General features: G+C 73.6%; 22 protein-coding genes. 10 read left to right on the plus strand and 12 right to left on the minus strand.

Features of this window, described 5'->3' with window-relative positions:
• The 3 genes from CTZ28_RS14255 (at position 1) to CTZ28_RS14265 (ending at position 2909) form a co-directional block, all read left to right on the plus strand.
• On the plus strand, positions 1-801 hold the full coding sequence (locus CTZ28_RS14255) for an ATP-binding cassette domain-containing protein (RefSeq protein WP_121889724.1): 801 nt from the start codon (positions 1-3) through the stop codon (positions 799-801).
• Positions 798-2018 carry an alpha-D-ribose 1-methylphosphonate 5-triphosphate diphosphatase gene (locus tag CTZ28_RS14260; RefSeq protein WP_121889725.1) on the plus strand — a complete coding sequence of 407 codons (1221 nt, stop codon included), beginning with the start codon at positions 798-800 and terminating at the stop codon, positions 2016-2018. Before CTZ28_RS14255 ends, CTZ28_RS14260 begins: the two co-directional genes overlap by 4 nt.
• Before the next feature lie 66 nt (positions 2019-2084).
• Positions 2085-2909, plus strand: a complete 825-nt coding sequence (locus CTZ28_RS14265) for an inositol monophosphatase family protein (RefSeq protein WP_121889726.1) — start codon at positions 2085-2087, stop codon at positions 2907-2909.
• 94 nt (positions 2910-3003) lie between these two features.
• Here the strand turns inward: CTZ28_RS14265 and CTZ28_RS14270 are convergent, their stop codons facing one another.
• The 7 genes from CTZ28_RS14270 to CTZ28_RS14300 all read right to left on the minus strand — a co-directional run bounded on the left by CTZ28_RS14270 (position 3004) and on the right by CTZ28_RS14300 (position 10648).
• A complete protein-coding gene (locus CTZ28_RS14270) occupies positions 3004-3420 on the minus strand; it encodes an SRPBCC family protein (RefSeq protein WP_121889727.1) in 417 nt (138 codons plus the stop codon).
• Between the two features lie 96 nt (positions 3421-3516).
• Positions 3517-4734 carry an MFS transporter gene (locus tag CTZ28_RS14275; protein WP_121889728.1) on the minus strand — a complete coding sequence of 406 codons (1218 nt, stop codon included), beginning with the start codon at positions 4732-4734 and terminating at the stop codon, positions 3517-3519.
• The gene (locus tag CTZ28_RS14280; RefSeq protein WP_121889729.1) at positions 4734-5264 is read right to left on the minus strand and encodes a GNAT family N-acetyltransferase; all 531 of its coding nucleotides are present in this window, start codon (positions 5262-5264) and stop codon (positions 4734-4736) included. Before CTZ28_RS14280 ends, CTZ28_RS14275 begins: the two co-directional genes overlap by 1 nt.
• On the minus strand, positions 5264-6472 hold the full coding sequence (locus CTZ28_RS14285) for an alanine racemase (RefSeq protein ID WP_121889730.1): 1209 nt from the start codon (positions 6470-6472) through the stop codon (positions 5264-5266). Before CTZ28_RS14285 ends, CTZ28_RS14280 begins: the two co-directional genes overlap by 1 nt.
• Entirely contained in the window at positions 6469-7800 is a 1332-nt protein-coding gene (locus tag CTZ28_RS14290; protein WP_121889731.1) for a DUF6271 family protein, read from the minus strand. The genes CTZ28_RS14285 and CTZ28_RS14290 overlap by 4 nt, the downstream gene beginning before the upstream one ends.
• Positions 7797-8828, minus strand: coding sequence for a phytanoyl-CoA dioxygenase family protein (locus tag CTZ28_RS14295; protein WP_121889732.1), 1032 nt, complete (start codon positions 8826-8828; stop codon positions 7797-7799). Before CTZ28_RS14295 ends, CTZ28_RS14290 begins: the two co-directional genes overlap by 4 nt.
• 329 nt (positions 8829-9157) lie before the next feature.
• A complete protein-coding gene (locus tag CTZ28_RS14300) occupies positions 9158-10648 on the minus strand; it encodes a glycoside hydrolase family 3 protein (RefSeq protein WP_121889733.1) in 1491 nt (496 codons plus the stop codon).
• 442 nt (positions 10649-11090) lie between these two features.
• Between CTZ28_RS14300 and CTZ28_RS14305 the strand changes: the two genes are divergently transcribed.
• Both CTZ28_RS14305 and CTZ28_RS14310 read left to right on the plus strand, forming a co-directional pair.
• Positions 11091-11855, plus strand: a complete 765-nt coding sequence (locus CTZ28_RS14305) for a GntR family transcriptional regulator (protein WP_121889734.1) — start codon at positions 11091-11093, stop codon at positions 11853-11855.
• Positions 11856-12121: 266 nt separating this feature from the next.
• Positions 12122-13486, plus strand: coding sequence for an AAA family ATPase (locus CTZ28_RS14310; protein ID WP_121889735.1), 1365 nt, complete (start codon positions 12122-12124; stop codon positions 13484-13486).
• Between the two features lie 11 nt (positions 13487-13497).
• Here CTZ28_RS14310 and CTZ28_RS14315 read toward each other — a convergent pair whose 3' ends face one another.
• Positions 13498-14262 (minus strand): class I SAM-dependent DNA methyltransferase, encoded by a 765-nt coding sequence (locus tag CTZ28_RS14315; protein WP_121889736.1) that lies wholly within the window; start codon positions 14260-14262, stop codon positions 13498-13500.
• 94 nt (positions 14263-14356) lie between these two features.
• Here CTZ28_RS14315 and CTZ28_RS14320 point away from each other — a divergent pair, with 94 nt between their 5' ends.
• The 3 genes from CTZ28_RS14320 to CTZ28_RS14330 all read left to right on the plus strand — a co-directional run bounded on the left by CTZ28_RS14320 (position 14357) and on the right by CTZ28_RS14330 (position 17141).
• Entirely contained in the window at positions 14357-15313 is a 957-nt protein-coding gene (locus CTZ28_RS14320; protein WP_121889861.1) for a GlxA family transcriptional regulator, read from the plus strand.
• 129 nt (positions 15314-15442) lie between these two features.
• The gene (gene gap, locus CTZ28_RS14325) at positions 15443-16441 is read left to right on the plus strand and encodes a type I glyceraldehyde-3-phosphate dehydrogenase (RefSeq protein ID WP_121889737.1); all 999 of its coding nucleotides are present in this window, start codon (positions 15443-15445) and stop codon (positions 16439-16441) included.
• A 130-nt stretch (positions 16442-16571) separates the two neighbouring features.
• On the plus strand, positions 16572-17141 hold the full coding sequence (locus CTZ28_RS14330) for a histidine phosphatase family protein (RefSeq protein ID WP_121889738.1): 570 nt from the start codon (positions 16572-16574) through the stop codon (positions 17139-17141).
• Between the two features lie 632 nt (positions 17142-17773).
• Here the strand turns inward: CTZ28_RS14330 and CTZ28_RS14335 are convergent.
• On the minus strand, positions 17774-18340 hold the full coding sequence (locus CTZ28_RS14335; protein WP_121889739.1) for a TetR/AcrR family transcriptional regulator: 567 nt from the start codon (positions 18338-18340) through the stop codon (positions 17774-17776).
• A 104-nt stretch (positions 18341-18444) separates the two neighbouring features.
• On the opposite strand from CTZ28_RS14335, the gene CTZ28_RS14340 reads away from it, so the two are divergent.
• On the plus strand, positions 18445-19362 hold the full coding sequence (locus CTZ28_RS14340; protein ID WP_121889740.1) for an NmrA family NAD(P)-binding protein: 918 nt from the start codon (positions 18445-18447) through the stop codon (positions 19360-19362).
• Positions 19363-19470: 108 nt separating this feature from the next.
• Here the strand turns inward: CTZ28_RS14340 and CTZ28_RS14345 are convergent, their stop codons facing one another.
• The 3 genes from CTZ28_RS14345 to CTZ28_RS14355 form a co-directional block, all read right to left on the minus strand.
• Positions 19471-20223: a CbtA family protein gene (locus CTZ28_RS14345; RefSeq protein WP_121889741.1), complete on the minus strand. Its 753-nt coding sequence runs from the start codon at positions 20221-20223 to the stop codon at positions 19471-19473.
• A 21-nt stretch (positions 20224-20244) separates the two neighbouring features.
• Positions 20245-20466: a CbtB domain-containing protein gene (locus tag CTZ28_RS14350; RefSeq protein WP_121889742.1), complete on the minus strand. Its 222-nt coding sequence runs from the start codon at positions 20464-20466 to the stop codon at positions 20245-20247.
• Positions 20467-20748: 282 nt separating this feature from the next.
• Positions 20749-21822: an enoyl-CoA hydratase/isomerase family protein gene (locus CTZ28_RS14355; protein WP_121889743.1), complete on the minus strand. Its 1074-nt coding sequence runs from the start codon at positions 21820-21822 to the stop codon at positions 20749-20751.
• Between the two features lie 676 nt (positions 21823-22498).
• On the opposite strand from CTZ28_RS14355, the gene CTZ28_RS14360 reads away from it, so the two are divergent.
• Positions 22499-23974 (plus strand): dihydrolipoyl dehydrogenase family protein, encoded by a 1476-nt coding sequence (locus tag CTZ28_RS14360; protein ID WP_121889744.1) that lies wholly within the window; start codon positions 22499-22501, stop codon positions 23972-23974.
• Positions 23975-24001 lie beyond the last annotated feature (27 nt).

Raw genomic sequence — 24001 nt, forward strand, 5'->3', positions numbered from 1 at the left:
ATGACCACACTCCAGCCGAGCGCACCGCCGGCCGACCTGCCCGCCGGGAGCGTGCTGTCGGTGCGCGGCCTGCGCAAGGACTTCACCCTGCACACCATCGACGGCCGGGTCGTGGAGGCGTTGCACGGCGTCGACCTCGACGTGGCACCGGGCGAGCACGTCGCGCTGGCCGGCACCTCGGGGGCCGGCAAGTCCACCCTGCTGCGCTGCGTGTACCGCACCTATCTGGCGGGCGGCGGGCACATCTGGTTCCGTACCGCGGCGGGCGACCTGGTGGACGTGGCCGCGCTGCCGGACGCCACGGTGGCCGATCTGCGCGGCCACGAGATCGGCTATGTCTCCCAGTTCCTCAAGGCCCAGCCGCGCCGGTCGGTGCTGACCACCGTGGCCTCGGCGGGCACCGCGCGCGGGATGGCGCGGGACGCGGCCCGGGAGGCGGCCGCCGCCGCGCTGCGGCAGGTGGGCATCGCCGAGCACCTGTGGGACATGCACGCCACCGTGCTCTCCGGTGGCCAGAAGCAGCGGGTCAACATCGCCGCGGGCACCATCGCACCGCCCCGGCTGCTGCTGCTCGACGAGCCGGTCTCCGCCCTCGACCCGGCCAACCGGTCCGCCGTGCTTGACCTGATCGCCCGGCTGGAGCGGACCGGCACCGCGGTCCTGTCCGTCTTCCACGATCTCGACGCCATCGAACGCCTGGCCACGCGCGTGGTGGTGCTCGGTGGCGGCCGGGTGCTGGCCTCCGGCCCGCCCGAGCAGATTCTGCGTGACTCTTCCCTGCCGCTGGAGGTGGCCCGATGAGCCGTTACGTCTTCGCCCACGCCCGAGCCGTCCTGCCGGACACCGTCGTGGACGACGCCCTCGTCGTCGTCGAGGACGGGCTGATCACCGAGGTCGGTCCGGCCGTCCCGGGCGCGGTGCCGGCCGAGGCCAGGGACCTGCGCGGGGCGCTGCTGATGCCGGGGATCGTGGACACCCACAGCGACGCCCTGGAGAAGGAGCAGCGTCCGCGGCCCACCGTGGAGTTCCCGCCCGACTTCGCCGTGGTCAGCTTCGAGGGCCGGGTCCGGGCGGCGGGCGTCACGACCATGCACCACGCCGTCAGCTATCAGACCCACGTCCTCAAGGACCGTACGATCGAACGGTCCCTGGCCCTCAGCCGCGCCGTGCAGGAGCGGGCCGCCGGCGGTCTCGGCCTGGTCGACCACCGGCTGCTGCACCGCCTGGACGCGCGCGACCCCGACGCCCTCGACGTGCTCCGGCGGGCCCTGGCCGAGCTGTCGGACACCGGGGTCCGGCCGCTGGTGTCGTACGAGGACCACACGCCCGGCCAGGGGCAGTACCGGGACCTGGAGTCCTACCGCCGGACGATCCAGACCCAGGAGCGGATCAGCGCCGCCGAGGCGGAGGCGTACATCGAGCAGCGGATCGCCGCGCGGGCCGACGGCATCCGGCAGCGGGCGCTGTCCCTCGCCTATCTCAGCGAGCAGGCGGGCGCCGGCCGCATCCGGCTGCTCGCCCATGACGTGGAGAGCGTCGAGGAGATCGCCCAGGTGCGGGCGGCCGGGGCCGCCGTCGCCGAGTTCCCCACCACCGTGGCCGCCGCCCGGGCGGCCAGGGACGCGGGGATGCCGGTGGTCGCCGGTGCGCCGAACGTGCTGCGCGGCGGTTCGCACAGCGGCAACGTGAGCGCCACCGAGCTGATCGCGGCGGGTCTCGTCGACAACCTGTCCAGCGACTACATGCCGACCACGCTGCTCGCCGCCGCGCTGTGGCTGGCGCGGCACGGGGTGGTGCCGCTGCACCGGGCGGTGGCCCTGGTCACGTCGGGTGCCGCCGGGACCGCGGGGCTGCCGGACCGGGGTGCCCTGGTGCCGGGGCTGCGGGCCGACCTGACCGTCGTCACGGCGGACGGCGGCCAGCAGACCGTGCGCATGGCCCTGCTCGCCGAGGAGTCCGCGGACGGCGCGGACGCGCCGGTGTCCGTGGCCCGGCTCCTCGGCGCCGCGGCCCGCTGAGCCCCGTCCCCCGTCACCCGCGGCGGCCGGTCCCGGCCGCCGTCCGACACAGAACAGGACCGTTGTATGAATCCGACACCCGGCTCCCCCGACGCGGCGCTCACCGCGGCCGCCGAAGCCGCGCGCACCGCCTATGCCAGGGCGCGCGCCGCCCATGACCGTGCCACGCTGGCCGAGGCCGTCGCCGAGGGTGCGGACGGCACCCCGACGATGCGCATCGACCGCATCGTGGAGGACGCCGTGCTGCGCGCGCTGGAGCCCCACCACGTCAACATCCTCTCCGAGGAGAGCGGTTGGATCGACAAGGGCAGTGAGGTCTCCCTGGTCATCGACCCGCTGGACGGCTCGGCGAACGGCGCGGCGGGGGTTCCGCTGACGGCGTTCGCGGGGGCCGTCGCGATCGCGGGCGAGTTCACCGAGGCGTACACGGTCTGGCTGGACACCGGCCGGTCCTGGTGGGCCCATCGTGAGGTGCCGACGCCGTACCGCACCTCGGGCCGCACGGAGCTGGCCGGTGCGGCGCTGTCGCTGCTGCGTCCGCACACCTCCGTGCCTGGCCCGGCCGCGGCCTGGTGGGCGGCGGCCTCGCGCGCCGCCCGGGTACGCATCCTGTCCACCACATGTCTGGAGGCGGCGCTGGTGGCGGAGGGCGCCATCGACGCCTTCGCGGACGCCTGTTCGGACACGCACCGGCTCGTCGACCTGGCCGCCGCGGCGGTGATGGTCACCCGGGCGGGTGGCGCGGTGCTGGACGTGCGGGGCAGACCGCTGGAGTTCGACACCGATCTGACCCGGCGCTGGTCCGGTGTGGTGGCGGCGACCCCGCAGCTGGGCCGGGAACTGGCGGAGACCCTCCGCACGGCGGCGGACACGGCGACGGCCGGCTCCTGACCCATCGCCGCCACGGCGGACGGCGTTCCCTCGCCACGGCCGGCGGCCGGGACGGCGTGATCACCGGCATCGGCCTCGCCGCCGGCCCGGCCCGTCACCCGGCGGAGCCCTCCAGCACCTCCTTGAGCCGGGCCAGGTCGGCGGCGACCATGTCGGCGTCCCGCTGGAACTCGGCGTCGGCCGTCCCCGGCCTGCGGCGCAGGGTGAACACCACCTCGCTGCCCGCGCCGTCGGCGATCACGCGGAGCGGGTTGTGCACGGTCTCGCCCGAGGGCAGCGTGACGTCGTGGTCGAGGACGCCCAGGTCGTTCGCGGGCACGAACGCCACCACGACGCGCCCCATCGGTGCGGACTGCGCGACCCACTGGCCGTCGATCCGCTCGATGGAGCCGCCCAGCCCGAGCGCCCACGCCGGCAGGTTGGCCGGGTCGGACGCATAGGCGTAGACGTCCGCCACGGAACGGTCGACATACGTGCTGAGGTGGCGGGATTCCTTGCGGGTGTTCTCCATGGCGGCGACCCTAGTCGACCGCCGGGGCCGTTCTCTTGAACGAATCGGACACCGCCGGGCCGCAGCGCTGTCGTGTCCCGGGTCCCCGCCCGGCGGTCATTCGGCGGCCGCCGGGACGAGGGAGCCCCAGCGGATCCGGGTCGCCGACAGGCAGACGATCAGCGCCGAGACCGCCACCGCGGCCATGCCCGGGACCAGGCCGGCCGCGCCCGCGATGAAGCCGATCAGGGCCGGCCCGACCAGCAGCCCGGTGGTGCCCATCGCGGCCACCAGCGCCAGGGCGTCGGACCCCTTCGCCGCCGCGGCCACGTACACGCACGGTGTGACGGCCGCCGCGCCGAGGCCCACGCAGGCGAAGCCGGCCAGCGTGGGTACCACCCCGCCGGCCAGGAGGGCGAGCGCGAGGCCGATGCCGGCCACCGCGCTGCCGACGCGTACGACACGTCCGTCGCCCCAGCGGGTGCGCCAGCGGTCGGCGAAGACCCGGGCCACCAGCATCATCACCGAGACGACGGCGATGCCCATCGGCGCCACCGCCTCCGACGCCTTGGCGACGTCCTTCATGTACAGCGCGGACCAGTCGTTCATGGCGCCCTCGGTCACGGTGCCGAACGCCATGGCGCACCCCATCCACAGCGTCATGCGCGACGGCACGGTCAGCGCCGAGCGGCGCTTCTCCGCCTCCTCGGGCGGCTGCGCACCGGTGTCCTGCTCCGCCGCCGCCTGAGCGGGCTGCGGACCCGCGTCGGTGAGCAGCCCCGGCCGGGCGTAGGCCAGCAGCAGCATCAGCAGGACGACGGCCGCGGCGAAGTGCGCCGTCATCGCCGACGTCACCAGGTTCACCCCGGAGGCCAGCAGCGCGGCGCCGAGCAGCCCGGCGCTGAACGTGGCGTGCAGCTGGGACATGGCGGTGCGGCGGAACCTCGTCTCCAGTTCGGCGCCCTGCGCGTTCATGGCGACGTTCAGCGCGCCGACGCCGACCCCGTCACAGCAGATGATCAGCAGGGCGACCGGGTAGTCCGGCGCCACGGACAGGAGCACCAGCAAGGCCGCGAGGACGAGGGCAGAGACGAGGGCGAGCCACCGGGAGCCGAAGCGCCGCATGAGGAACGCGACCAGCGGAAAGGAGGCCGCGGCCCCGGCACCGCAGGCCATCAGGAGCAGCCCCAGTTCCGTCTCGGACAGCCCGAGTTCCGTCTTGAGCGTGGGCAGCCGCGAGGCCCAGGTGGCGTACTGGAATCCGAGGAAGCAGAACAGGGCGGCGATGGCCCACTTGGCGCGGCGCGACTCGTCATGGACGCGGAACCCGTTCATCAACCCGCTTCCTCCTCTTCGAGGGGCCGGCGCGCGGGCACCCCTGTCGACATGTAGACGGCGCTCCCGCCGTAGCCGGGCGGGACATGGACGCCGGGATGCGTGCGGTAGCCCTGGGCCTGCCAGAAGCTCTCCATTCCGTCGATCGCGACGAGGGAGATCCGCTCGTACCTCCGGGCGGCGGCGACGGCCGTGAGATGGCGCAGGAGCCGGCGTCCCAGTCCCCTGCCGCGCAGCGGTTCGGCGACGACGAGGTCGTGCAGATGGAGGTTGCGCGAGTGGTGGGTCAGCTCCTCCGGCCGGGTCAGGTCCGGGTAGCGGAACATCGGGTAGGGCAGGGCGAGCACATAGCCCGCGAGCCGGCCGTCCAGGTGGAGGACGAAGCAGGTGCCGGGCGAGGCCCGCCCCCGGGACTCCAGCGCGGCCTGGCCCTCGGTGAGCGAACTGCCCGCGTAGGTGTCGGCCTCCAGGGCGGCGACGTGCGGCCAGTCGGCGTCGGCGATGGCACGGATGCGCAGCGGCTGGCCCATCAGCGCGTCCCCTCCACGGTTCTGACGGGACCGGTGTGTCCGTCGCGTGTGCAGCTGTAGGGCAGCGGGCGGAAGCCGTTGAATCCCAGGGTGGTGTAGCTGGTGGCGTAGGCGCCGGCGGACAGGATCCAGACGGGGTCGCCCGAGGCGACGGCGGCCGGCACACGTGTCCCGGGCCCGGCCCCGTAGGCGTCGTCGCTGTCGCAGGTGGGTCCCGCGATCACCGCCGGCACGCTGTCCCCGGACCGGTGGCCCGGGAAGACGAGCCGGTAGCGGAGCTGGTCCAGTTCGTAGAGCCCGTTGAACTTGCCGCAGCTCAGATACAGCCAGTGTGCCCGGTCCCCGCCGGGCTGCTCGCGCGTGGTGAGCCGGTACACGTGCGCGCGGACGGCGCCGTGGTCGGCCACCAGATGGCGGCCCGGCTCCACGACGAAGTCGAGGGGTGCGGGGCTGATGTGCCGCAGCTGCTCCATGCCGTCGCGGATGACGGCGAACATCTTGTCCAGCGGCGGGTCGAGCGGGCGGCCCTGCCGGTCGAGATAGCCGAGGGCGGGCAGGCCGCCGCCGAGGTTGACGTGGTCGAGCCGGATGCCCCGCTCGTCCAGCGCGGCGATCGTGTCGCCGAGCGCGTCGCACGCCTGCCGCCAGGCGTCCGCGGTCAGCTGCTGCGAGCCGACGTGCACCGACAGTCCCGCCGGGGTCAGGCCGGCCGCCGCTGCCGCGGCCAGCACCCGCACCGCGTCGTCCCGGGTGCAGCCGAACTTGCGGCTCAGGCCCCACAGAGCGCCTTCGCCGCTGGTGGCGAGCCGGCAGAACACCCGGGCGCCCGGGGCGTGGGCGGCGATCGCCGCGACGTCCTGCACGCTGTCGGTAGCGAAGGTGCGGATCCCGAGCCGGTGTGCCTCGGCGATGTCCGCGTCGGACTTCACGGTGTTTCCGTAGTGGATCCGGTCGGCGGGCACCCCGGTGCGCAGGGCCTGGGCGATCTCGGCCGGGCTCGCCGCGTCGAAGCCGGCGCCCTGCTCCGCGAGGCAGCTCAGCACCTCGTCGACGGGGCATGCCTTCAGCGCGAAGCGCACGGCGGTCTGCGGCAGTTCACGCAGCAGCTGCGCGTACCGGCCCTCGATCCCGGTGAGGTCGAAGACGATGCGGTCCGAGGTGGCGGCGGCGAGGGCGGCCGACAGCCGCGCGGGCAGGTCCACGCTCACCCGCCCGCGCTCCCGAGCCCCTGGGCCACGGCCGCGTGCACGAGCCGCGCCCAGGCACCGGTCAGCAGGGCGAACTCCTCGATGTCCCGCTCGGCCTCGTCGAGCAGCTGCTCGCGGCGCGTGGCCAGCAGCTCGGCGAACGCCTCGTAGCGGCCGCCCAGTTTGCGGTACGAGGTGTCGACGCGGTCCAGCCGCCACACGTTCTCGGAGCGGTCCTGGCCGGTGCTCGCCCGCAGCAGTTCCACGACGGTGTCGGCCCGGACGTGTCCGCGCCGGTCGAGCAGCGCGTCGCCGGCCGCCGCCATCGCGGCGTACACGTGGTTGAAGTAGAGCATGGACAGCAGGAACTTCACGAACCGCGTCTGGTAGGCGGTGAACCCGGCGTCGGTGCGCCGTTCCGGGGTGTAGAAGTTCTCGATGGTGCGGTTGTGCAGCACGCCGGGGAGCGCGGCGTCGTGGACCAGGTGGATGAGGAAGTAGTCGCTGCCGATGGTGCTGGTCGCCGGGGGCAGCGGTACGCGCTCGTACACCTCGTGGTCGAAGCTGATGTTGCACATGTCCACCCGCATGGGGTCGACGACGGTGAGCGTCGAGTGGTCCCCGGTGAACCGGGCGGAGCCGGCGCCGGTGAACGACTCCTCGACCAGCTGCCGCTTGTTCTCGTCCGGCCAGTCGACGGGCGCCCACAGGCTCACGACGTCGTGGTAGACGCCCGCGTCCAGGCGGGCGATCTCGCCGATGTCCACGGAGAGTTCACCGATGAACGAGGAACCCACCAGGGACACGGTCCGGTGGGTGTGGGCCGGGTCGAGGAGTGTTTCGGTCACACCCGCGGACGCCTCGGCGGCGGGCTTGCCCAGTGACCGCAGCTCGTGGTGGATCGGGAAGACCGGGGCGCCGTCCAGGACTTGATAGGTGCTGTCCGAGTCCCTGCGGTGCACGGACCGGCAGCCGAGCGCGGCGGCGATCAGGAAGGCACGGTTCGTGCAGGCGCCGTAGGAGACGTCGGCGGGCAGCAGGAGCCGGAGCATCGTGTCGGGTTCGGCGACGCCGGACCGCTGGATCACGCCGCGCAGGAAGTCCCGCTGCGCCGCCTCGTCGAGGTGGTGCACGCTCACGCCGGGCTCGGCCGGAAGCTCCGCCACGGCGCGGGCGTGCGCCGACCGGGTGGCGTCGTCGCAGGAGTCGAGGATCAGCAGGCGCACCTCGACGCCGAAGTGGCGGGCCGCGTACGCCGCCTCCGCGCCGACGGCGGCGATGGTGGCGGCGCACGCCCGATTCGTGGGCAGGGCCAGACAGATCCGGTCGGCGCCGGTCCCGTGGTTCACTCGGCGCACGCCCGTCCGCTCCAGGGTTCCTGTCCCAGCAGCTTGCGGCCCAGGTCGTCGAGGGTGGCCGGGCCGTACCGGAGCGCCTCGGGCCTGGTCGCGTCGCCGAGCAGCGTCGCGTTCCAGTCCGGGGTGCTCAGCGTCCGCCACGACTCGACGCGGGAGTTCCGCAGGGTCGCGTGTTCCTCCAGCGCCGGCATCATCGAGAGGTACTGGACGGCCCGGACACCGTTGTCAGAGGCGTTGGGTGCCACGCCGTGCGCCAGCAGACCGTTGAAGATCAGCAGGTCGCCGGCCTGGAGATCGGGCCGGACCACGGGGAACTCGGAGCGGTCGATCGCGGGCCTGATCGGGTCGCGGTCCGCCGGCTGGGCGATCCGCCACTCCTCGAACCGGCGGAACAGCTCGGGCGCGCACTGGAAGCCGCCCAGCTCGGGCTGGGTGTCGTTGAGGGCGATGATGCCCTGCACCCGCTGCGGCAGCACGCCGAGGGTGCTGTCGACGTCCCAGTGCAGCTCGATGTCGAAGCCCTCGTCGGTGGGCGCGATGAGGGACCGGGAACGGTTGCCCCGGTTGGGCGGATTGAGGTTGAGCCGGTCGAGCGTGACCCACAGCTCCTCGCAGTCCCATACGTCGACGAAGGCGTCGTAGACGCGCTGGGTCTGCCGGCTGTCCCAGATGAACTGGTGGTGGTACGCCTCGACGAATCCGTAGACGTGCAGGTCGCGTTCCAGCTCCGAGCGGAACTCGCGCTCCGCGTACCAGGTTTCGGGCCGGTCGGGGTCAAGGCCCTGGAACTCCCAGGCGAATTCGAGCAGGCTCTTCGCGGCGCCGGGCGTCAGGGCGTTCCGGACGACGACGTATCCGTACGTCTGCCAGAAGGCGAAGTCCTCCTCCGACAGCACGCGCAGCGGGCGGGACTTGTCGAGGTGTCGCAGCGGTGTCTGTGCGAGATAGGTCTCGCCGTCCGCACTGAAGTAGGGGCGCTCCGAAGCGGCGCGGTACAGAAAGGGGGCAGGCGTCGGCATGCAATCACTCCAGGGATCGAGTTCTTCAGCGGCCGAGTGGCTGAATCCCAGATCGCCACGATGATCGAACTGAGGTTCCTTCAACTTGGACTAGACCACTTGCGGTGTCAACGCGCTCCGGCCGAAGCTGCCCGCCAAGTGCCTGCGAACTGCCGGTGGTTGAGGTCCCGGGGTGCCCTGGCCGGTGCGCCGCGGGGGCGGGGGCGGGCACGGGCACGTCGCGGGCCCCCGCCGCTCCGCAGCACTCGGCCCCGCCGAGCCGAAGCTCAGCGGGGCCGAGAAGAGCTTGCCTCCGGAATTGGCGGCGGCAGGCCGTGCGGGTCCCGGGGTCAGTCCGCGACGATGCGTTCCGCCGCGGCCAGGCCGCAGACCCGGGCGGCTCCGTGCGTGGCGAGGTGCACGGCGCCCCGCGCAGGGGACTGCGGTATGCCCATCTCGACCACGATCGTGTCGGGGCGGGCGGCGAGCAGCACGTCCAGGCCCGCGCGCATCCACGGGTGCCGGTGCTCGTCGCGGACCACCGCGACGATGCGGCGGTCGCCCGCCGCGGCCAGGGCCGCGGTGCCCGCGTCGGCGCCGCTGAAGGAGCCGCTCGTGGTGCCCGGCAGCAGCCGCTCCAGCTCGCCGGCGACCCCCCACGGGGTCACGTCCCCGACAGCGATGTTCGGCACGGGGTTGAACGTGGCGACGTACACGGGCCCGTCGACCGGCGCCGCCGCCGCGCCGCGCCGCTCACGGAGCGCGCGGCGGGCCGCCACGAGTCCGATCTCCTCGTCCGGTGCCGCCTCGGCCTGCGCGATCCGTCGCGTCGTGGCGGTCCAGTGGGCCAGCCGCCGCACCCGGGCCGCGGCGTCGGCGAGCCGCTCCTCGGGGAGCTCGCCCCGGTGGACGGCCGTGACCAGGGCGTCCCGCAGCTTCAGCACCGTACCCTCGTCGCTCAGCCCGCCGCCCACGCAGATCGCGTCAGCGCCGGCCGCGATCGCCATGACCACCCCGTGCTCCAGGCCGTAGGCCCCGGCGATGGCCCGCATCTCCATGCCGTCGGTGACGATCAGCCCGTCGTAGCCGAGTTCGCCCCGCAGCAGTTCGGTGAGGATGCGGCGGGACAGGGTCCCGGGGCGCTCCGGGTCGAGCGCCGGGACGAGGATGTGCGCGCTCATGACGGCCTGGGTGCCGGCCTCGATGGCGGCGCGGAACGGCACCAGTTCGCGGCTGCGCAGTATGTCCTCGTCGACGTCGATGCGCGGCACGGCGTGGTGGGAGTCCACGTTGGTGTCGCCGTGCCCGGGGAAGTGCTTGGTGCACGCGGCGACGCCGCTGGACTGCATGCCCCGGACGTACGCCGCCGTGTGCCGCGCCACCAGGTCGGTGTCCGCGCCGAAGGCACGCACGCCGATCACCGGGTTGTCGGGGTTGGCGTTGACGTCCGCGGACGGCGCCCAGTTGAGGTTGACACCGCAGTCGGCGAGCCGCCGGCCCAGTTCGCGGGCGACGCGCCGGGTGAGGTCCGGGTCGTCGACGGCGCCGAGCGCGTGATTGCCGGGGAACGCGGAACCGGTGTGCACGTCGAGGCGGGTGACATCGCCGCTCTCCTCGTCGATGGCCACCAGCAGATCGTTCCGTTCCGCTCTCAACTGGTCGGTGAGAGCCGTGACTTGCTCCTGGCTGACCACATTGCGGCCGAACAGGGCCACGGAGGCGAGGCCTTCACCGACCCGGCGGCGCACCCAGTCCGGTGCGGCGGTGCCGGCGAACCCCGGCTGCAGAACCGCAAGTGCGTCGCGGGTGAGGGTGTCGTTGCCGGTGGCGATAGTGGTCATCGAAGGCGTCATCCCTTCGCGGCGCCGTCGGCCGGGGCGCGCGCCGCCGCGTGCTGGAGAGGTGGAAAAGGAAGGAGAAGAGAGGCGGAAAAGGAGTGGATGGGCAACCGGGGACAGCGGCAGGGCACACCACCACGGCGGCCGGACCGCGCAGCGCCTCCTCCTCCCTCAGGGACTGCCGCCGGCCGACGCCCGGCGGTTCTCCGCGCACGCCGACACCACGCGCTCGGACGGAGCCCGGCACGCTAATGGTGTAGACCTGCACGAGGGAGCTTGGCCTAGACTTTTATGCAGCGTCAAGGTCGTCAGGGGGGTGATCTCGACCCTTTGGCGAAGAACGTCGTACCGGACACGGCCACGGAACGCATTCTTCATCTGGACTAGACCATAGCTCGGTTGCGGGCTATAACGGGGTCCGGCGACCGAGTCGGGAAGGCAGCCCATGACCACGCATGTCAGCAGCACCCCGCACCGCCGGGCCGCGCCCGGCCGCGCGGCACGCGTCCCGAAGTACTACCAGGTCAAGCAGCAGGTCCTCGCGATGACGGAGGCGCTGGCGCCCGGCTCCCGGATGCCCGCCGAGCGATTACTCGCCGTCCGGCTCGACACCTCGCGCACCACGGTCCGGCAGGCGTTGCAGGAACTCGTGGGCGAGGGCCGGCTGGACCGCATCCAGGGCAAGGGCACGTTCGTCGCCCGGCCCAAGCTCTCCCGCACCCTCCTGCTCACCTCCCACACCGAGGACATGCATGCCCAGGGCCTCCGACCCGCCTCGCGGGTGCTGGACATCCGTCATGTCGAAGCGGACGAGAAGCTGTCGGCCGTGCTCGGCGTCGCGGTCGGCGACGGCGTGCTGCGCGTCGAGCGGCTGCGGCTGGCCAGCGGCGAGCCCATGGCCATCGAGACGACCCACCTGTCCGCCCGGCGCTTTCCCGGACTGCACCGGTCCCTGGCCACCTACCGGTCGCTGTACACGGCGCTCGCCGAGGCGTACGGGGTGCGTCCGGCGGAGGCCGAGGAGGCCATCGAGACCTCGCTCGCCACTCCCCGCGAGGCCGCGCTGCTCGCCACCGAGGTGGGCCTGCCGATGCTGCTCCTGTCCCGCCATTCCCGCGACGCGCACGGCACACCGGTGGAATGGGTCCGCTCGGTGTACCGCGGCTCCCGCTACAAGTTCACGGTGACGCTGATGCGCCCGGCGGACTGAACCCGCGGCCCGGCAACGGGTCCGGCACCGCTCACCGCCCCGGCCGCCGCGCCGCGCGCCACCCCGCCTCCCCCTCGGTTCCCCCGGCCCCGCACGGGCTTCCCGTCCCCCTCCCCGACCTCGCTCTGGCGACGGCCGTGCCCGGCCCGGCCCCAGACCCCGACGCATCTCCCCTCGCGGCGAGCGCCACGCTGTCGGCTCCCCGCGGGCTCACCACGCCCCGGCGCCCGGACGCCGGGGCGGCCGAACGACGAAATGGGCGTGAAGTGAGCGATACATCCCCGGTGGACGCGCTTGCGGCGGCGCTGGTCCACGCACGCGAGGCGGCCTGCCTCACCCAGGAGGACCTCGCGGAGAAGTCCGGGCTCAGCGTGCGGGCCATCCGCAACCTCGAAACCGGCCACACCGCACGGCCCCGTAAACAGTCCGTGCTCCTGCTCGCCGAGGCCCTCGGCCTCTCACCCGCCGAGGTGGCGCGGCTCCTGCGCGGGTCCCGCGCCGAGAGCCACACCGAGCCACGCCCCGAGCGGCCGCCGGAGCCGCCGCCCGCGGAACTGCCCGCGGCGCCCCGCAACCGCCTCGTGGGGCGGGAGCGGATCGTCACCTCCCTGCGCGCCCGCCTCTCGTCGCGGCAGGCCCGCGACCCCGGACGGCCCGTGGTCGTCGTCGGGCCGCCGGGCGCGGGCAAGACGTCGCTGGTCCTCCAGGTCGCGCACGGTGTACGGGACCGATTCCCGGACGGGCAGGTCTTCGTCGATCTGCATCCGGCCTCCGCCGAGCCGTTCACACCCGACATGCTGGTGCGCCGCGTGCTCCGCTCGCTCGGCGCGGCGCCCGCCGCGGAGAACCCGGAGGAGGCCGGCGCCCGGCTGCGGGACGCGCTCAGCCGCAGACAGGTCCTGGTGGTCCTCGACAACGTGGACAGCGAGGCACAGGTACGGCCGCTGCTCGTGGACGCCGCGCGCAGCGCGGTCCTGGTCGCCGCGCACCGTGAACTCTCCGCGCTGCCGGGACAGTTGACGCACCGGATCGGCGCGCTCGACCCGCGGAACGCCCACCGGATGCTCGCGGACCTGGCGGGGACCGCGCGCACCCGCGCGGAGCCGTCGGCCGCGCTGAGCATCGTGCGCTCCTGCGGGCGGCTGCCGCTGGCCCTGCACATCGCCGGGCTGTGGCTGTCGGCGCGCCCGCACCGGTCGCTGCGCGACCTGGCGGACCGTCTGGTGGACGAGCGGGACCGCCTGCCGTTCCTGCGGGTCGGGGATCTGTCGTTGCAGGCGAGCGTGGCGGCCCGCCACCGGGCCTTACCCGTCCCGATCGCCGCGTCGCTGCGCCGGCTCGGCGCGGTGCGCGGCGACTTCGGCGTGGACGACGTGGTCGGACGCGCGGCGCCGTCCCGGCAGCTCGCGGGGGACCTGCTCGACGAGCTGCTGAGCCGCCAGCTCACCTATGTCAGCGAGTTCGGCAGGAACGGTCAGAACCGCTACCGGCTGTACGACTCGGTACGTCTGTACGTCGCGTACGGCGGCGAGCGCCCGCCGGGCGACGGCGGTCCGGCCGACCGGGTCTGGCTCCCCCACCAGACCGGACGCACCCACCACCGGCTCCGCCGCCTCCGCCCCGCCACCTGACGAGTTGCGGGCTACATCGGTGGGAGGCGGTAGACGGAGACGTGGGAGCGTGAGTCGGCGGTGAACTCGGCGCCGGTCCAGTCCGCGTGTCTGGCCTCCAGGGCGAACCCGGCGAGCTGGGCCATGAGGTCGAGTTCGGCCGGCCAGATGTAGCGGTGGGGGCTGCGGAAGAGCCGCGCCTGATCGGTCTCGTCGAAGTCGAAATGATGCGACACGACCCGCTGGTGCAGGACGTCGTAGGTGTCCAGACCGATGTATCCGGCTTCCGAGTGCCAGACCGTGGCCGACTGGCCCGGCGGCAGCTTGCGCAGCTCCGGTACCCACAGCTCGATCACGAACCGGCCACCGGGCCCGAGATGGCGGGCGGCGTTGCGGAAGCACTCGACCTGCTCGGCCTGTGTCAGCAGATTGGAGATCGTGTTGAAGACGAGGTACACGAGGGTGTAGTCGCCGGGGGCCGCGGCGGTCGCCATGTCCCCGATGACCACCGGGATACTCGCCTCGTCCGCCTTGGTCCGCAGCCGCTCCACCATCGGCGGTGACAGCTCGATACCGGTGACGGGGACTCCGCGCGCCGCGAGCGGGACCGCCACCCGGCCGGTCCCGATGGCGAACTCGAGGGCCGCGCCGTCGCCCGCGAGTTCCGCGAGCCGTGCCACGGTCGGCACCAGCACCTCAGGCGCGAACATGCCGGTACCGGGGGTATCGTACCGCTGAGCGGCGCCGGCGTCCCAGATCTGCAGTTGCTGCTGCGTTCCGCTCTTCTCCGCCTGCATGCCACCAGCGTTCGCGATCCGCCGCCGCGCTGTCCAGCGAATATCGAGCGAGGGTACGGGCCTCGGCCGCCGCCCGTCCACGTACCCTGTGCGGGTGCCGCCCTCCCGTTTGCAGCGCGTCGCCGTCCTGGTGCTCGACGGCGCGAAACCGCTCGACGTGGGCATTCCCGCGCAGGTGTTCACGACCCGCGCGAGCATGCCGTACGAGGTACGGGTGTGCGGCGCCGCCCCCGGGCTCGTGACCGGCGGCGACGGACTGTCGTACCACGTCGCCCACGGCCTCGACGCGCTCGCGTGGGCGGACATCGCGTTCGTCCCCGGCTACCGCTTCCCGGACCGGGACGACCCGCCGCGGGCCGTCGTGGACGCGCTGATCGCCGCCCACGACCGCGGGGCACGGCTCGCCGCGATCTCCACCGGCGCCTTCGCGCTCGCCGCCACCGGTCTGCTCGACGGCAAACGCGCCACGACGCACTGGCACTACACCCGGGCGCTGGCGGCGCGGCATCCGCTCGTCCGGGTCGACGAGAACGTGCTCTTCGTCGACGAGGGCGACGTGCTGACGTCGGCGGGCGCCGCCTCCGGCATCGATCTGTGCCTGCACATCCTGCGCCGCGAACTCGGGGTGGCCGCGTCCCATCACGCGGCCCGGCGGCTGGTCGCGGCCCCCTATCGCAGCGGCGGTCAGGCGCAGTACGTGCCGCGCAGCGTGCCCGAGCCGCTCGGCGAGCGGTTCGCCGCGACCCGCGAGTGGGCGCTGCACCGGCTGGGCGAGCCCCTCACCCTCGGTGTGCTCGCCCGGCACGCGGCGGTGTCGCCGCGCACCTTCTCGCGGCGCTTCGTCGAGGACACCGGGTACACGCCGATGCAGTGGGTCATGCGCGCCCGTATCGACCTGGCCCGTGAACTGCTCGAACGCTCGCAGCGGAGCGTCGAGCAGATCGCCGCCGACGTCGGTCTGGGCACCGGCGCCAATCTGCGGCTGCATTTCCAGCACATCCTCGGGACCACGCCGAGCGAGTACCGGCGCACCTTCACCCAGGGTGAATAGTCCCCGCCGGACGGTCCCGTCCAGTCCCCGTCGGCGGATGGCGCGATCCTTTCGAACCATGGCACTCACGCCGCTGCCGACGGCGGAAGCCGCACGCGAGGCTGAGGGCGAACCGAAGGGACACCATTCATGACTCGCATCGCCGTCAACGGATTCGGCCGCATCGGACGCAATGTGCTGCGCGCACTGCTGGAGCGCGACAGCGAACTCGACGTGGTCGCCGTCAACGACCTCACCGAACCCGCGACCCTCGCGCGGCTGCTCGCCTACGACACGACCGCCGGCCGGCTCGGCCGGCCCGTGACCGTCGACGGGGACACTCTCGTCGTCGACGGCCGGCGCATCCGGGTGCTCGCGGAACGCGAACCCGAGCAACTGCCCTGGGCCGAACTCGGCGTGGACGTCGTGCTGGAGGCGACCGGCCGCTTCACCTCGGCCAAGGCGGCCGGCGCGCACCTCGCCGCGGGCGCGAAGAAGGTGCTCGTCAGTGCGCCGTCGGACGGCGCCGACGTGACGCTCGCGTTCGGCGTGAACACCGACGCATACGACCCGGCCGCGCACACCATCGTCTCGAACGCCTCGTGCACGACCAACGCGCTCGCGCCGCTGGCCGCTGTGCTCGACGAACTCGCCGGGATCGAGCACGGTTTCATGACGACCGTGCACGCCTATACGCAGGAGCAGAACCTCCAGGACGGCCCGCACCGCGACGCCCGCCGTGCCCGCGCCGCGGCCGTGAACATCGTGCCGACCACGACGGGTGCCGCCAAGGCGATCGGCCTGGTGCTGCCGAACCTCGACGGCAGGCTGTCGGGCGACTCGATCCGGGTGCCGGTGCCGGTGGGCTCGATCGTCGAGCTCAACACGACCGTCGCCCGCGATGTGACGCGCGACGACGTGCTGGCGGCGTACCGGGCCGCGGCGGAGGGGCCGCTCGCCGGCGTCCTCGAGTACTCGGAGGACGCGCTCGTCTCGTCCGACATCACGGGCAACCCGGCCTCGTCGATCTTCGACTCGGCTCTCACCCGCGTCGACGGCCGGCACATCAAGGTGGTCGCCTGGTACGACAACGAGTGGGGTTTCTCCAACCGGGTGATCGACACGCTCGAACTGCTCGCCGCCCGCTGACCGGCACGGCACCGCGGCTGTCGCTCAACGCCGCGTTGTGTGCCGCCGCCGGATCGTCCCGCGTCGTACGGATGCTATGTTCGCGGGCGCCGAAGGCGGCGGCCCCCTTCCCAGTGACAGGAGCGATGGCGTGACCAGCCGGGTGTTCCTCGTCTCCCCCGCCATGAGCGCGTCGCTGCGGCGGGCCCGCTTCGACGACGGCGGGCCGATCGACGACGGCGGCGCGCGGCGGGCCCGTGCCGCGGCCGGGTCACTGCCCCCGGCGGCCCGTGTGCTGACCTCGCCGAGCGTGCGCTGCCGGGAGACGGCCGCGGCGCTCGGCCTGAACGGTCCGGCGGCACCGGAGCTGGCCGGTCTCGACGTGGGGCGCTGGCGCGGTCGCACCCTGGACGAGGTGGGCGCCGCCGAGCCGGAGGCGGTGGCCCGCTGGCTCGGCGACCCGGACGCCGCACCGCACGGGGGCGAGTCGGTACGGGACCTGTGCGGGCGGATCGCGCGCTGGCTGACCGCCGCGGCGGGCCCGGACGGCCGTACGCTCGCCGTGGTCGAGCCGGAGGTCGTGCGGGCGGCCGTCGTCCATGCGCTGGACATGCCGGTGACGGCGTTCTGGCGCCTCGACGTTCCCCCGCTGACGGTGACCGCGCTGAGCGGACGGGCCGGCCGCTGGAACCTGCGGCTGGGCCACCCGCCGGACGCCTGAACGCTCCGCTGGGCTTGCCGCGCTGTGCCGTCGGCCGACTGCGGCACCGTCGTGGCCGATCGCGCAGTTCCCCGCGCCCCCGAAACGCAACGCAAAGCGCTCCGCTGGACGTGGCGCGCTGTGCCGTCGGCCGACTGCGGCACCATCGTGGCCGATCGCGCAGTTCCCCGCGCCCCCGAAACACGGCACAGAGCGCTCCGCTGGACATGCCGCCCCGTGCCGTCAGCCGACTGCGGCACCATCGTGGCCGATCGCGCAGTTCCCCGCGCCCCCGAAACGCGACGCAAAGCGCTCCGCTGGACATGCCGCCCCGTGCCGTCAGCCGACTGCGGCACCATCGTGGCCGATCGCGCAGTTCCCCGCGCCCCCGAAACGCGACGCAAAGCGCTCCGCTGGACGTGGCGCGCTGTGCCGTCGGCCGACTGCGGCACCATCGTGGCCGATCGCGCAGTTCCCCGCGCCCCCGAAACACGGCACAGAGCGCTCCGCTGGGCTTGCCGCGCTGTGCCGTCGGCCGACTGCGGCACCATCGTGGCCGATCGCGCAGTTCCCCGCGCCCCTTCGGGGCGCTGTCGCACCGCAGCCGGCAAACGCGGCGCGCAGCCGCTGCCGCACCCCTCTCCTACCCTTCGTCAGCGCTCTGGGCTGACTCCCGCCACGGTCAGCGCGAGCAGCCGGTTCGCCTCGCTCGCGGGGTCCGCGTGGTGCTCCGTGGCCAGGGCGATCCCGGTGACCAGCATGACCAGGTCGGCGACGGTCACGCCCGGTGCCACGGCGCCGTCCCTGACGGCGCGCCGCAGCAGCGGGTCGACCGACCCGGTGAGCTTCGCCGAGCAGGCGTCGACGTGCGCCGCGTCGGAGTCGCCCGCCGTCTCCTGGGTGAGGACGGCGGCCAGCCCCCGGGCGGATGCGGCGTACGCGGTGAGGGCGGCCAGCCACTCCAGCAGTGCGGCCCGGCTGTCGGCGGCGTCGGCCAGGTCACGGGCGCGGGCGCACAGGTTCTCGATCCGTTCGCGGAACACCGCCTGCAACAGGGCGCTGCGGCTGGGGAAGTGCCGGCGCACGGTGGCGGAGCCGACTCCCGCCGTGCGGGCGATCTGCTCCAGCGATGCGTCGGCGCCGTGCGCGGCGACCTCCTCCTCGGCCACCGCGAGGATGCGCGCGTAGTTGCGGCGGGCGTCCGCACGCTGGACGGGCATGGTGTCACCTCGGAGTTTGCTAACTGGCGGGGTCCTCCGTATCTTACCGGAGAGGAAACGGCGGTCCCCGCCGTTTAGCGTCCGGGCAGCATTGGAGAAGCATCGTGCCGACAGATCCCCGACCCGTCCTGGTCACCGGCGCCACCGGCCGGCAGGGCGGCGCCACCGCCCGCGCCCTGCTCGCGGCGGGCGTTCCCGTCCGCGCGCTGGTCCGCGACCCCGCAACCGACCGGGCGAAGGCCGTCGAAGCGCTCGGCGCCGAACTGGTCACCGGCGACCTCGACGACCGCGACTCCGTGACCCGGGCCGCCGAAGGAACGCGCGCCGTCTTCTCGGTGCAGATGCCCGACCTCAACGGCCGTGGCTTCGAGGGCGAGTTCGCGCAGGCCGTCCACCTGATCGAGGGCGCACTGGCCGCGGGGGTGCCGCAGTTCGTGCACACCTCCGTGTCGGGCGCCGGGCAGCACACCCAGAGCCCCGGCTGGGCGGAGGGCCGCTGGGCCGCGATGGAGCCCTACTACTCCACCAAGACGGGCATCCAGGACCGGGTCCGCACAGCGGGTTTCGAGCACTGGACCCTCATCAAGCCGGGCTTCTTCATGGAGAACTTCCTGCCCTCCGAGGCGTTCCTGTTCCCCCGTGGTGTCGCGGGCGGCCTGGTGAGCCTGCTCAAGCCGGCGACCCACCTGTCTCTCGTGGCCGTCGACGACATCGGCACGACGGCCGCCGCCGCCGTCGCCGCGCCCGAGCGGTTCGACGGTGTCGAGCTGGAACTGGCAAGCGACTACCTGACGATGAGCGACATCGCCGGGATACTCTCCCGCGTCCTCGGAACGGAGCTGACCGCCCCCGACATGACCCTGGAGGAGGCCACCGCCGCCGGGATGCCCGCCATGGGCACCGGGCACGAACGGCTCAACGAGACCGGCCAGCCGGCTCGGCCGGAGTACGCACGGGCGCTCGGTCTCCCGCTCACCGGCTTCGAGGAGTGGGCACGGCAGCACCTGAGCGCGTCGGCCTGACGCCGTCCGCTGCCGGGTGCCGCCGCCGGAGGGCCCCTGGAATCCGCCGGTTCCGAAGGGCCCTCCCCCGTCCTGAAGGACCGAGCGCCCCGGTTCGGGCGCCGGTCCTCAGCGCGCGGCCGGAACCGCCTCCGCCGACGCGGTCGCCCCGGGCCTCGGGTTCAGCAGCCGCTCGGCCAGCTCTCCGAAGAGCAGGCCGAATCCGCCCCACAGGACGGCCTGAACGGCCAGGGCGGACAGCCGGAACCGCCACAGCAGGGCGGCCGGGAAGCCCGCCGGCACCTCGTCGACGACCGGCAGGAACGCGTACGCCAGGCCGATCACCAGGGCGAACGCGGCGACCGCCACGACGGTGGCGTACCACGTGCCCAGCCGGGGTGCGAGCCGCCGGCCCAGGACGGTGGCGGCGAGCGCGAGGAGCACGCTGAGCAGCATCATCAGGAAGTACAGGGCGGTCCGCCTGCCGATCGTGTCGGAGTCGCCGACCGACGGCGGGTTGGCCGGGTACTTCAGGAACGGCACGACATACACGGCGACCAGCGCGCAGCCGGACAGCAGCAGCGCGGTCGCCCGGGGGCCGAACCGGCCCACGCGCCCGAGGGCGAAACAGCAGGCGAGCGCGGCGATGCCGCCGAAGGCGACCCCGTAGACGAGGACACCGGTGGCAAGGCCGGCGGTGGACTGCAGGGAGCGGGAGACGACCTCCGTCTCGTGCTCGTGGGCGTGGACGTCCTCGAAGCCGATCGCCTTGTCGACGCTCGGCTCACCGAGGAAGTAGGCCACGATCAGGGCGAGCACGCCGGCCGCGAGACCGGCGAGCATGCCCCGTACCAGAAGGCCGCGTACGGTTGCGGAGTTCATGGTGTGCGGTGTCCCCTCGCGTCAGTGGCAGGGGAAGCCGAGCAGGTGACGGGCGTCGTGCACCCATTCATGGACGTCCGTGCCGCTGAACACGGAGGTGGCGCCCTGCTCGGCGCCGACGAAGTAGAGCAGGACCAGCATCAGGATGCCGAAGAAGACCGCCCAGGGGGCTATCGCCCTCAGCGGCAACGTGGCGGGAACGACGGGGGTGGTGGCTGTCGGCCGGGCGACATGCTGCGCCATGGCAGGACCTCCTCTGGGAGTTCGCGTCCCATCTCGGTGGTGCACAGGACGACAGTCACGGGTCTGACTCACGAGCGGCCCGGGGGCTCTCGCACACAGTGGCGCGACCGTGCCGGATTTCCACCGGCTTCCGTCGTACCGTCGTCGATATCGCAGAGACCGTACCGCGTGGCGCGTACACGGCCAAGACCGCGCCCGCCTCGGGTGATCTTCCACGCGCGACCGAGTCGGTGGTACGGCCGGGCCGGGAACCCGCGGCGACGGGCCCCCGGCCGGCTCGGCTCAGCGGGTCCGCGTGCCGCTGCCGGGTCCGCGGAGCCCCAGTTCACGGTCGCCGAGCGGGGCGAAGAAGCGCTCCACATCGGCGTCGGTGACCTCGGCGAGGGTCGCCGGGGACCAGCGCGGCCTGCGGTCCTTGTCGATGATCTGGGCGCGGATGCCCTCCACCAGGTCCGGGGTGCTCAGGGCCGCGCAGGAGACGCGGTACTCCTGGTCGAGGACGCTCTCCAGCGAGCCCAGCCGCCGGGCGCGGCGCAGCGCGGTCAGGGTGACCTTGAGCGCGGTGGGCGACTTGGCGAGCAGGGTCTCGGCCGCCTCCTTCGCGGCCGGGTCGCCGTGGGCGAGCAGCCGCTCGACGATCTCCTCGACCGTGCCGGCGCCGTAGCAGCCGTCGATCCACCCCCGCCACCCGGCCAACTCTCCCAGCGGCGCCGGCTGTTCATGGCGGGCGAGGACGTCCCGCACGGGCGCGTGCGCGAGCTCGCCGACGAGACGGCGCAGGTCCCCGGAGGGTACGTAGTGGTCGGCGAGCCCGCACGACAGCGCGTCGGCGGCGCCGATCTGAGCGCCCGTCAGGGCGAGGTGGGTGCCCAGTTCGCCCGGGGCGCGGGCGAGCAGATGGGTGCCGCCGACGTCGGGGACGAATCCGATACCGGTCTCGGGCATGGCGATCCGGGACCGCTCGGTGACGATCCGGACCCCGCCGTGCGCGGACACACCCACGCCGCCGCCCATGACGATGCCGTCCATGACGGCGACGTACGGCTTGGGGTAGCGGGCGATGCGGGCGTTGAGGTGGTACTCGTCGCGCCAGAACGCGGCCGCTGCGGCGCCGTCCCCGTCCCGGGCGTCGTCGTGGACGGCGCGGATGTCGCCTCCGGCGCACAGGCCCCGCTCCCCCGCGCCGGTGAGGACGACGGTCGCCACGGCCGGGTCGTGCTCCCACGCGCCGAGCGCCGCGTCGATGCGCCGCACCATGGTGTGGTTCAGTGCGTTGAGGGCCCTGGGCCGGTTGAGGGTGATGTACGCGGCCCGCCCCTCGGTGTGCAGCAGGACGGGTTCCTCGGTGCCGCTCATCCGGACGCCTCCGGTACTTCACGGGCCACGATGACGCGCATGGTCTTGTCGGTTCCTTCCGGTGCTCGGCGGTACGCGGGGTCAGGGACGATCTTCTCCCACGGGGCGTTCGCCGAACAGACCGCATCCGCTGTGCGGCCGGGGCACCGCACGCGCCGGGTGAGGGCACGGGTGCAGGGAGTTGCGGGGGGATTTCGTTCCGCTCATGGGCGGATCCGATGGCCCGCATCGGCACGGGCCCGCCGCGCGGCCGGACCGTCCGGTCCTGGCGCAGGCCGGTGGCCTGCCGTGATGCGCCGCTCATGGCCTGCGGTCATGAAACCCACGGCCGGTGAGCGGAGATACGTGTCGACCCGCTGACGGCGTGACCCGGCCGGCGGAGGCGCTCGCCGAGGTGTGCAGATCCCCCGGCGCCGTCCTAACATGGCCAGGTCCGTTGCATACGGTCCCCGTCCGGTGGGAACGGGCCCCTCCCGGGTCGCGCGCCACGCCGCGATCACGGTCGTGCGGATGCGGCGCCGGAACACCTTCACCCGCCCCGCGCCGGACTCGCCGGGACCCATGACGCACCGCCGATCGCCACCCCCCACGCATACGTCGGCCCGTGCGCTCCCGCCCCGGCCGACGAGCCCGGAGAACAGCCCGGGACCCGCACCGATCGTGAGGTGAGGACAGCATGAGCGAACCGCACGGAACCCAGGAATCCGCCACCTACGACGTGGTCGTGCTGGGCGCCGGTCCGGTCGGCCAGAACGTCGCGGACCGCGCCCGCGCCGCCGGCCTCTCCGTGGCCGTCGTGGAACGCGAACTCGTCGGCGGTGAGTGCAGCTACTGGGCCTGCATCCCCAGCAAGGCGCTGCTGCGGCCGGTCATCGCGGTCGCCGACGCCCGCCGCGTGGACGGGGCCCGGCAGGCCGTCACGGGCCGGCTCGACACCGACGGCGTGTTCGCCCGCCGCAACCGGTACGTCGCCGACTGGGACGACTCCGGACAGGCCCGGCGGGTCAAGTCCATCGGCGCCGACCTGTACCGCGGCCAAGGCCGCCTCGACGGCCCCCGACGGGTCACCGTCACCCGGGACGACGGCGTGCGCCGGCATCTCACGGCGCGGCACGCGGTGGCCGTCGCCACCGGCAGCCGTCCGGTGCTGCCGGACATCCCGGGCATCGCGGAGGCCCGGCCCTGGACGAACCGGCACGGCACCGACTCCGGTACGGTGCCCGCCCGGCTCGCCATCGTCGGCGGCGGCGGAGTCGGCGTCGAGATGGCCACCCTCTGGCAGGGCCTCGGCTCCCAGGTCACCCTGCTCGTCCGCCGCCGGCTGCTGCCCCGCATGGAAGCCTTCGCCGGGGAGCTGGTCGCCCACGGTCTGGCCGAGGCCGGCGTGGATGTGCGGATCGGGGTGCGGGTGACCGCCCTGCGCCGGCCGGACCCGGCCGGACCGGTCACGCTCACCGTCGACGACGGCAGCGAACTGGAGGCCGACGAGGTCCTGTTCGCCACCGGCCGCACACCCGGCACCGACGACATCGGCCTGGACACGGTGGGCCTCACCCCGGGTTCCTGGCTGGACGTCGACACGACCTGCCTGGTCCGGGGCGTCAACGGGGACTGGCTGTACGCCCTCGGTGACGTCAACCACCGTGCCCTGCTGACCCATCAGGGCAAGTACCAGGCCAGGACCGCCGGTGACGCGATCGGCGCCCGCGCGGCCGGTCTGCCGCTGGACGACGGGCCCTGGGGCGATCACGCCACCACCGCCGACCAGCACGCGGTGCCGCAGGTCTTCTTCACCGACCCGGAGGCGGGCGCGGTGGGCCTGACCGCCGGGCAGGCGGAGCGCGCCGGGTACCGCGTCCGCGCCGTCGACCTCGACTTCGACGCCGCCCAGGGTGCCAACCTCTACGCCGACGGCTATCAGGGCCACGCCCGGCTGGTCGTCGACCTCGACCGGGAGATCCTGCTCGGCGTGACCTTCGTCGGCCCGGGGGTGAGTGAACTCCTGCATTCCGCGACCGTCGCCGTGGCGGGCGAGGTTCCGCTCAAGCGGCTGAGGCACGCCGTCGCGTGCTTCCCGACCGTGAGCGAGATCTGGCTGTTCCTGCTCGCCGCCTGCCGGCGCGAGCACGAACAGACGCGGACCGGCAGCTGACGCCGTGTGTCCGGTGCCGTTCGGCGC

Origin of the sequence: Streptomyces shenzhenensis, assembly GCF_003688995.1 — a bacterium.
Taxonomy (GTDB): Bacteria; Actinomycetota; Actinomycetes; order Streptomycetales; family Streptomycetaceae; genus Streptomyces; species Streptomyces shenzhenensis_A.

Excerpts from the sequence above, each read along its gene's own strand:
- CTZ28_RS14255 (WP_121889724.1), top strand. The coding sequence starts at position 1 with ATGACCACACTCCAGCCGAGCGCACCGCCGGCCGACCTGCCCGCCGGG.
- CTZ28_RS14260 (WP_121889725.1), top strand. The coding sequence starts at position 798 with ATGAGCCGTTACGTCTTCGCCCACGCCCGAGCCGTCCTGCCGGACACC.
- CTZ28_RS14265 (WP_121889726.1), top strand. The coding sequence starts at position 2,085 with ATGAATCCGACACCCGGCTCCCCCGACGCGGCGCTCACCGCGGCCGCC.
- CTZ28_RS14270 (WP_121889727.1), bottom strand. The coding sequence starts at position 3,420 with ATGGAGAACACCCGCAAGGAATCCCGCCACCTCAGCACGTATGTCGAC.
- CTZ28_RS14275 (WP_121889728.1), bottom strand. The coding sequence starts at position 4,734 with ATGAACGGGTTCCGCGTCCATGACGAGTCGCGCCGCGCCAAGTGGGCC.
- CTZ28_RS14280 (WP_121889729.1), bottom strand. The coding sequence starts at position 5,264 with ATGGGCCAGCCGCTGCGCATCCGTGCCATCGCCGACGCCGACTGGCCG.
- CTZ28_RS14295 (WP_121889732.1), bottom strand. The coding sequence starts at position 8,828 with ATGCCGACGCCTGCCCCCTTTCTGTACCGCGCCGCTTCGGAGCGCCCC.
- CTZ28_RS14300 (WP_121889733.1), bottom strand. The coding sequence starts at position 10,648 with ATGACCACTATCGCCACCGGCAACGACACCCTCACCCGCGACGCACTT.
- CTZ28_RS14305 (WP_121889734.1), top strand. The coding sequence starts at position 11,091 with ATGACCACGCATGTCAGCAGCACCCCGCACCGCCGGGCCGCGCCCGGC.
- CTZ28_RS14315 (WP_121889736.1), bottom strand. The coding sequence starts at position 14,262 with ATGCAGGCGGAGAAGAGCGGAACGCAGCAGCAACTGCAGATCTGGGAC.
- gap (WP_121889737.1), top strand. The coding sequence starts at position 15,443 with ATGACTCGCATCGCCGTCAACGGATTCGGCCGCATCGGACGCAATGTG.
- CTZ28_RS14335 (WP_121889739.1), bottom strand. The coding sequence starts at position 18,340 with ATGCCCGTCCAGCGTGCGGACGCCCGCCGCAACTACGCGCGCATCCTC.
- CTZ28_RS14345 (WP_121889741.1), bottom strand. The coding sequence starts at position 20,223 with ATGAACTCCGCAACCGTACGCGGCCTTCTGGTACGGGGCATGCTCGCC.
- CTZ28_RS14350 (WP_121889742.1), bottom strand. The coding sequence starts at position 20,466 with ATGGCGCAGCATGTCGCCCGGCCGACAGCCACCACCCCCGTCGTTCCC.
- CTZ28_RS14355 (WP_121889743.1), bottom strand. The coding sequence starts at position 21,822 with ATGAGCGGCACCGAGGAACCCGTCCTGCTGCACACCGAGGGGCGGGCC.
- CTZ28_RS14360 (WP_121889744.1), top strand. The coding sequence starts at position 22,499 with ATGAGCGAACCGCACGGAACCCAGGAATCCGCCACCTACGACGTGGTC.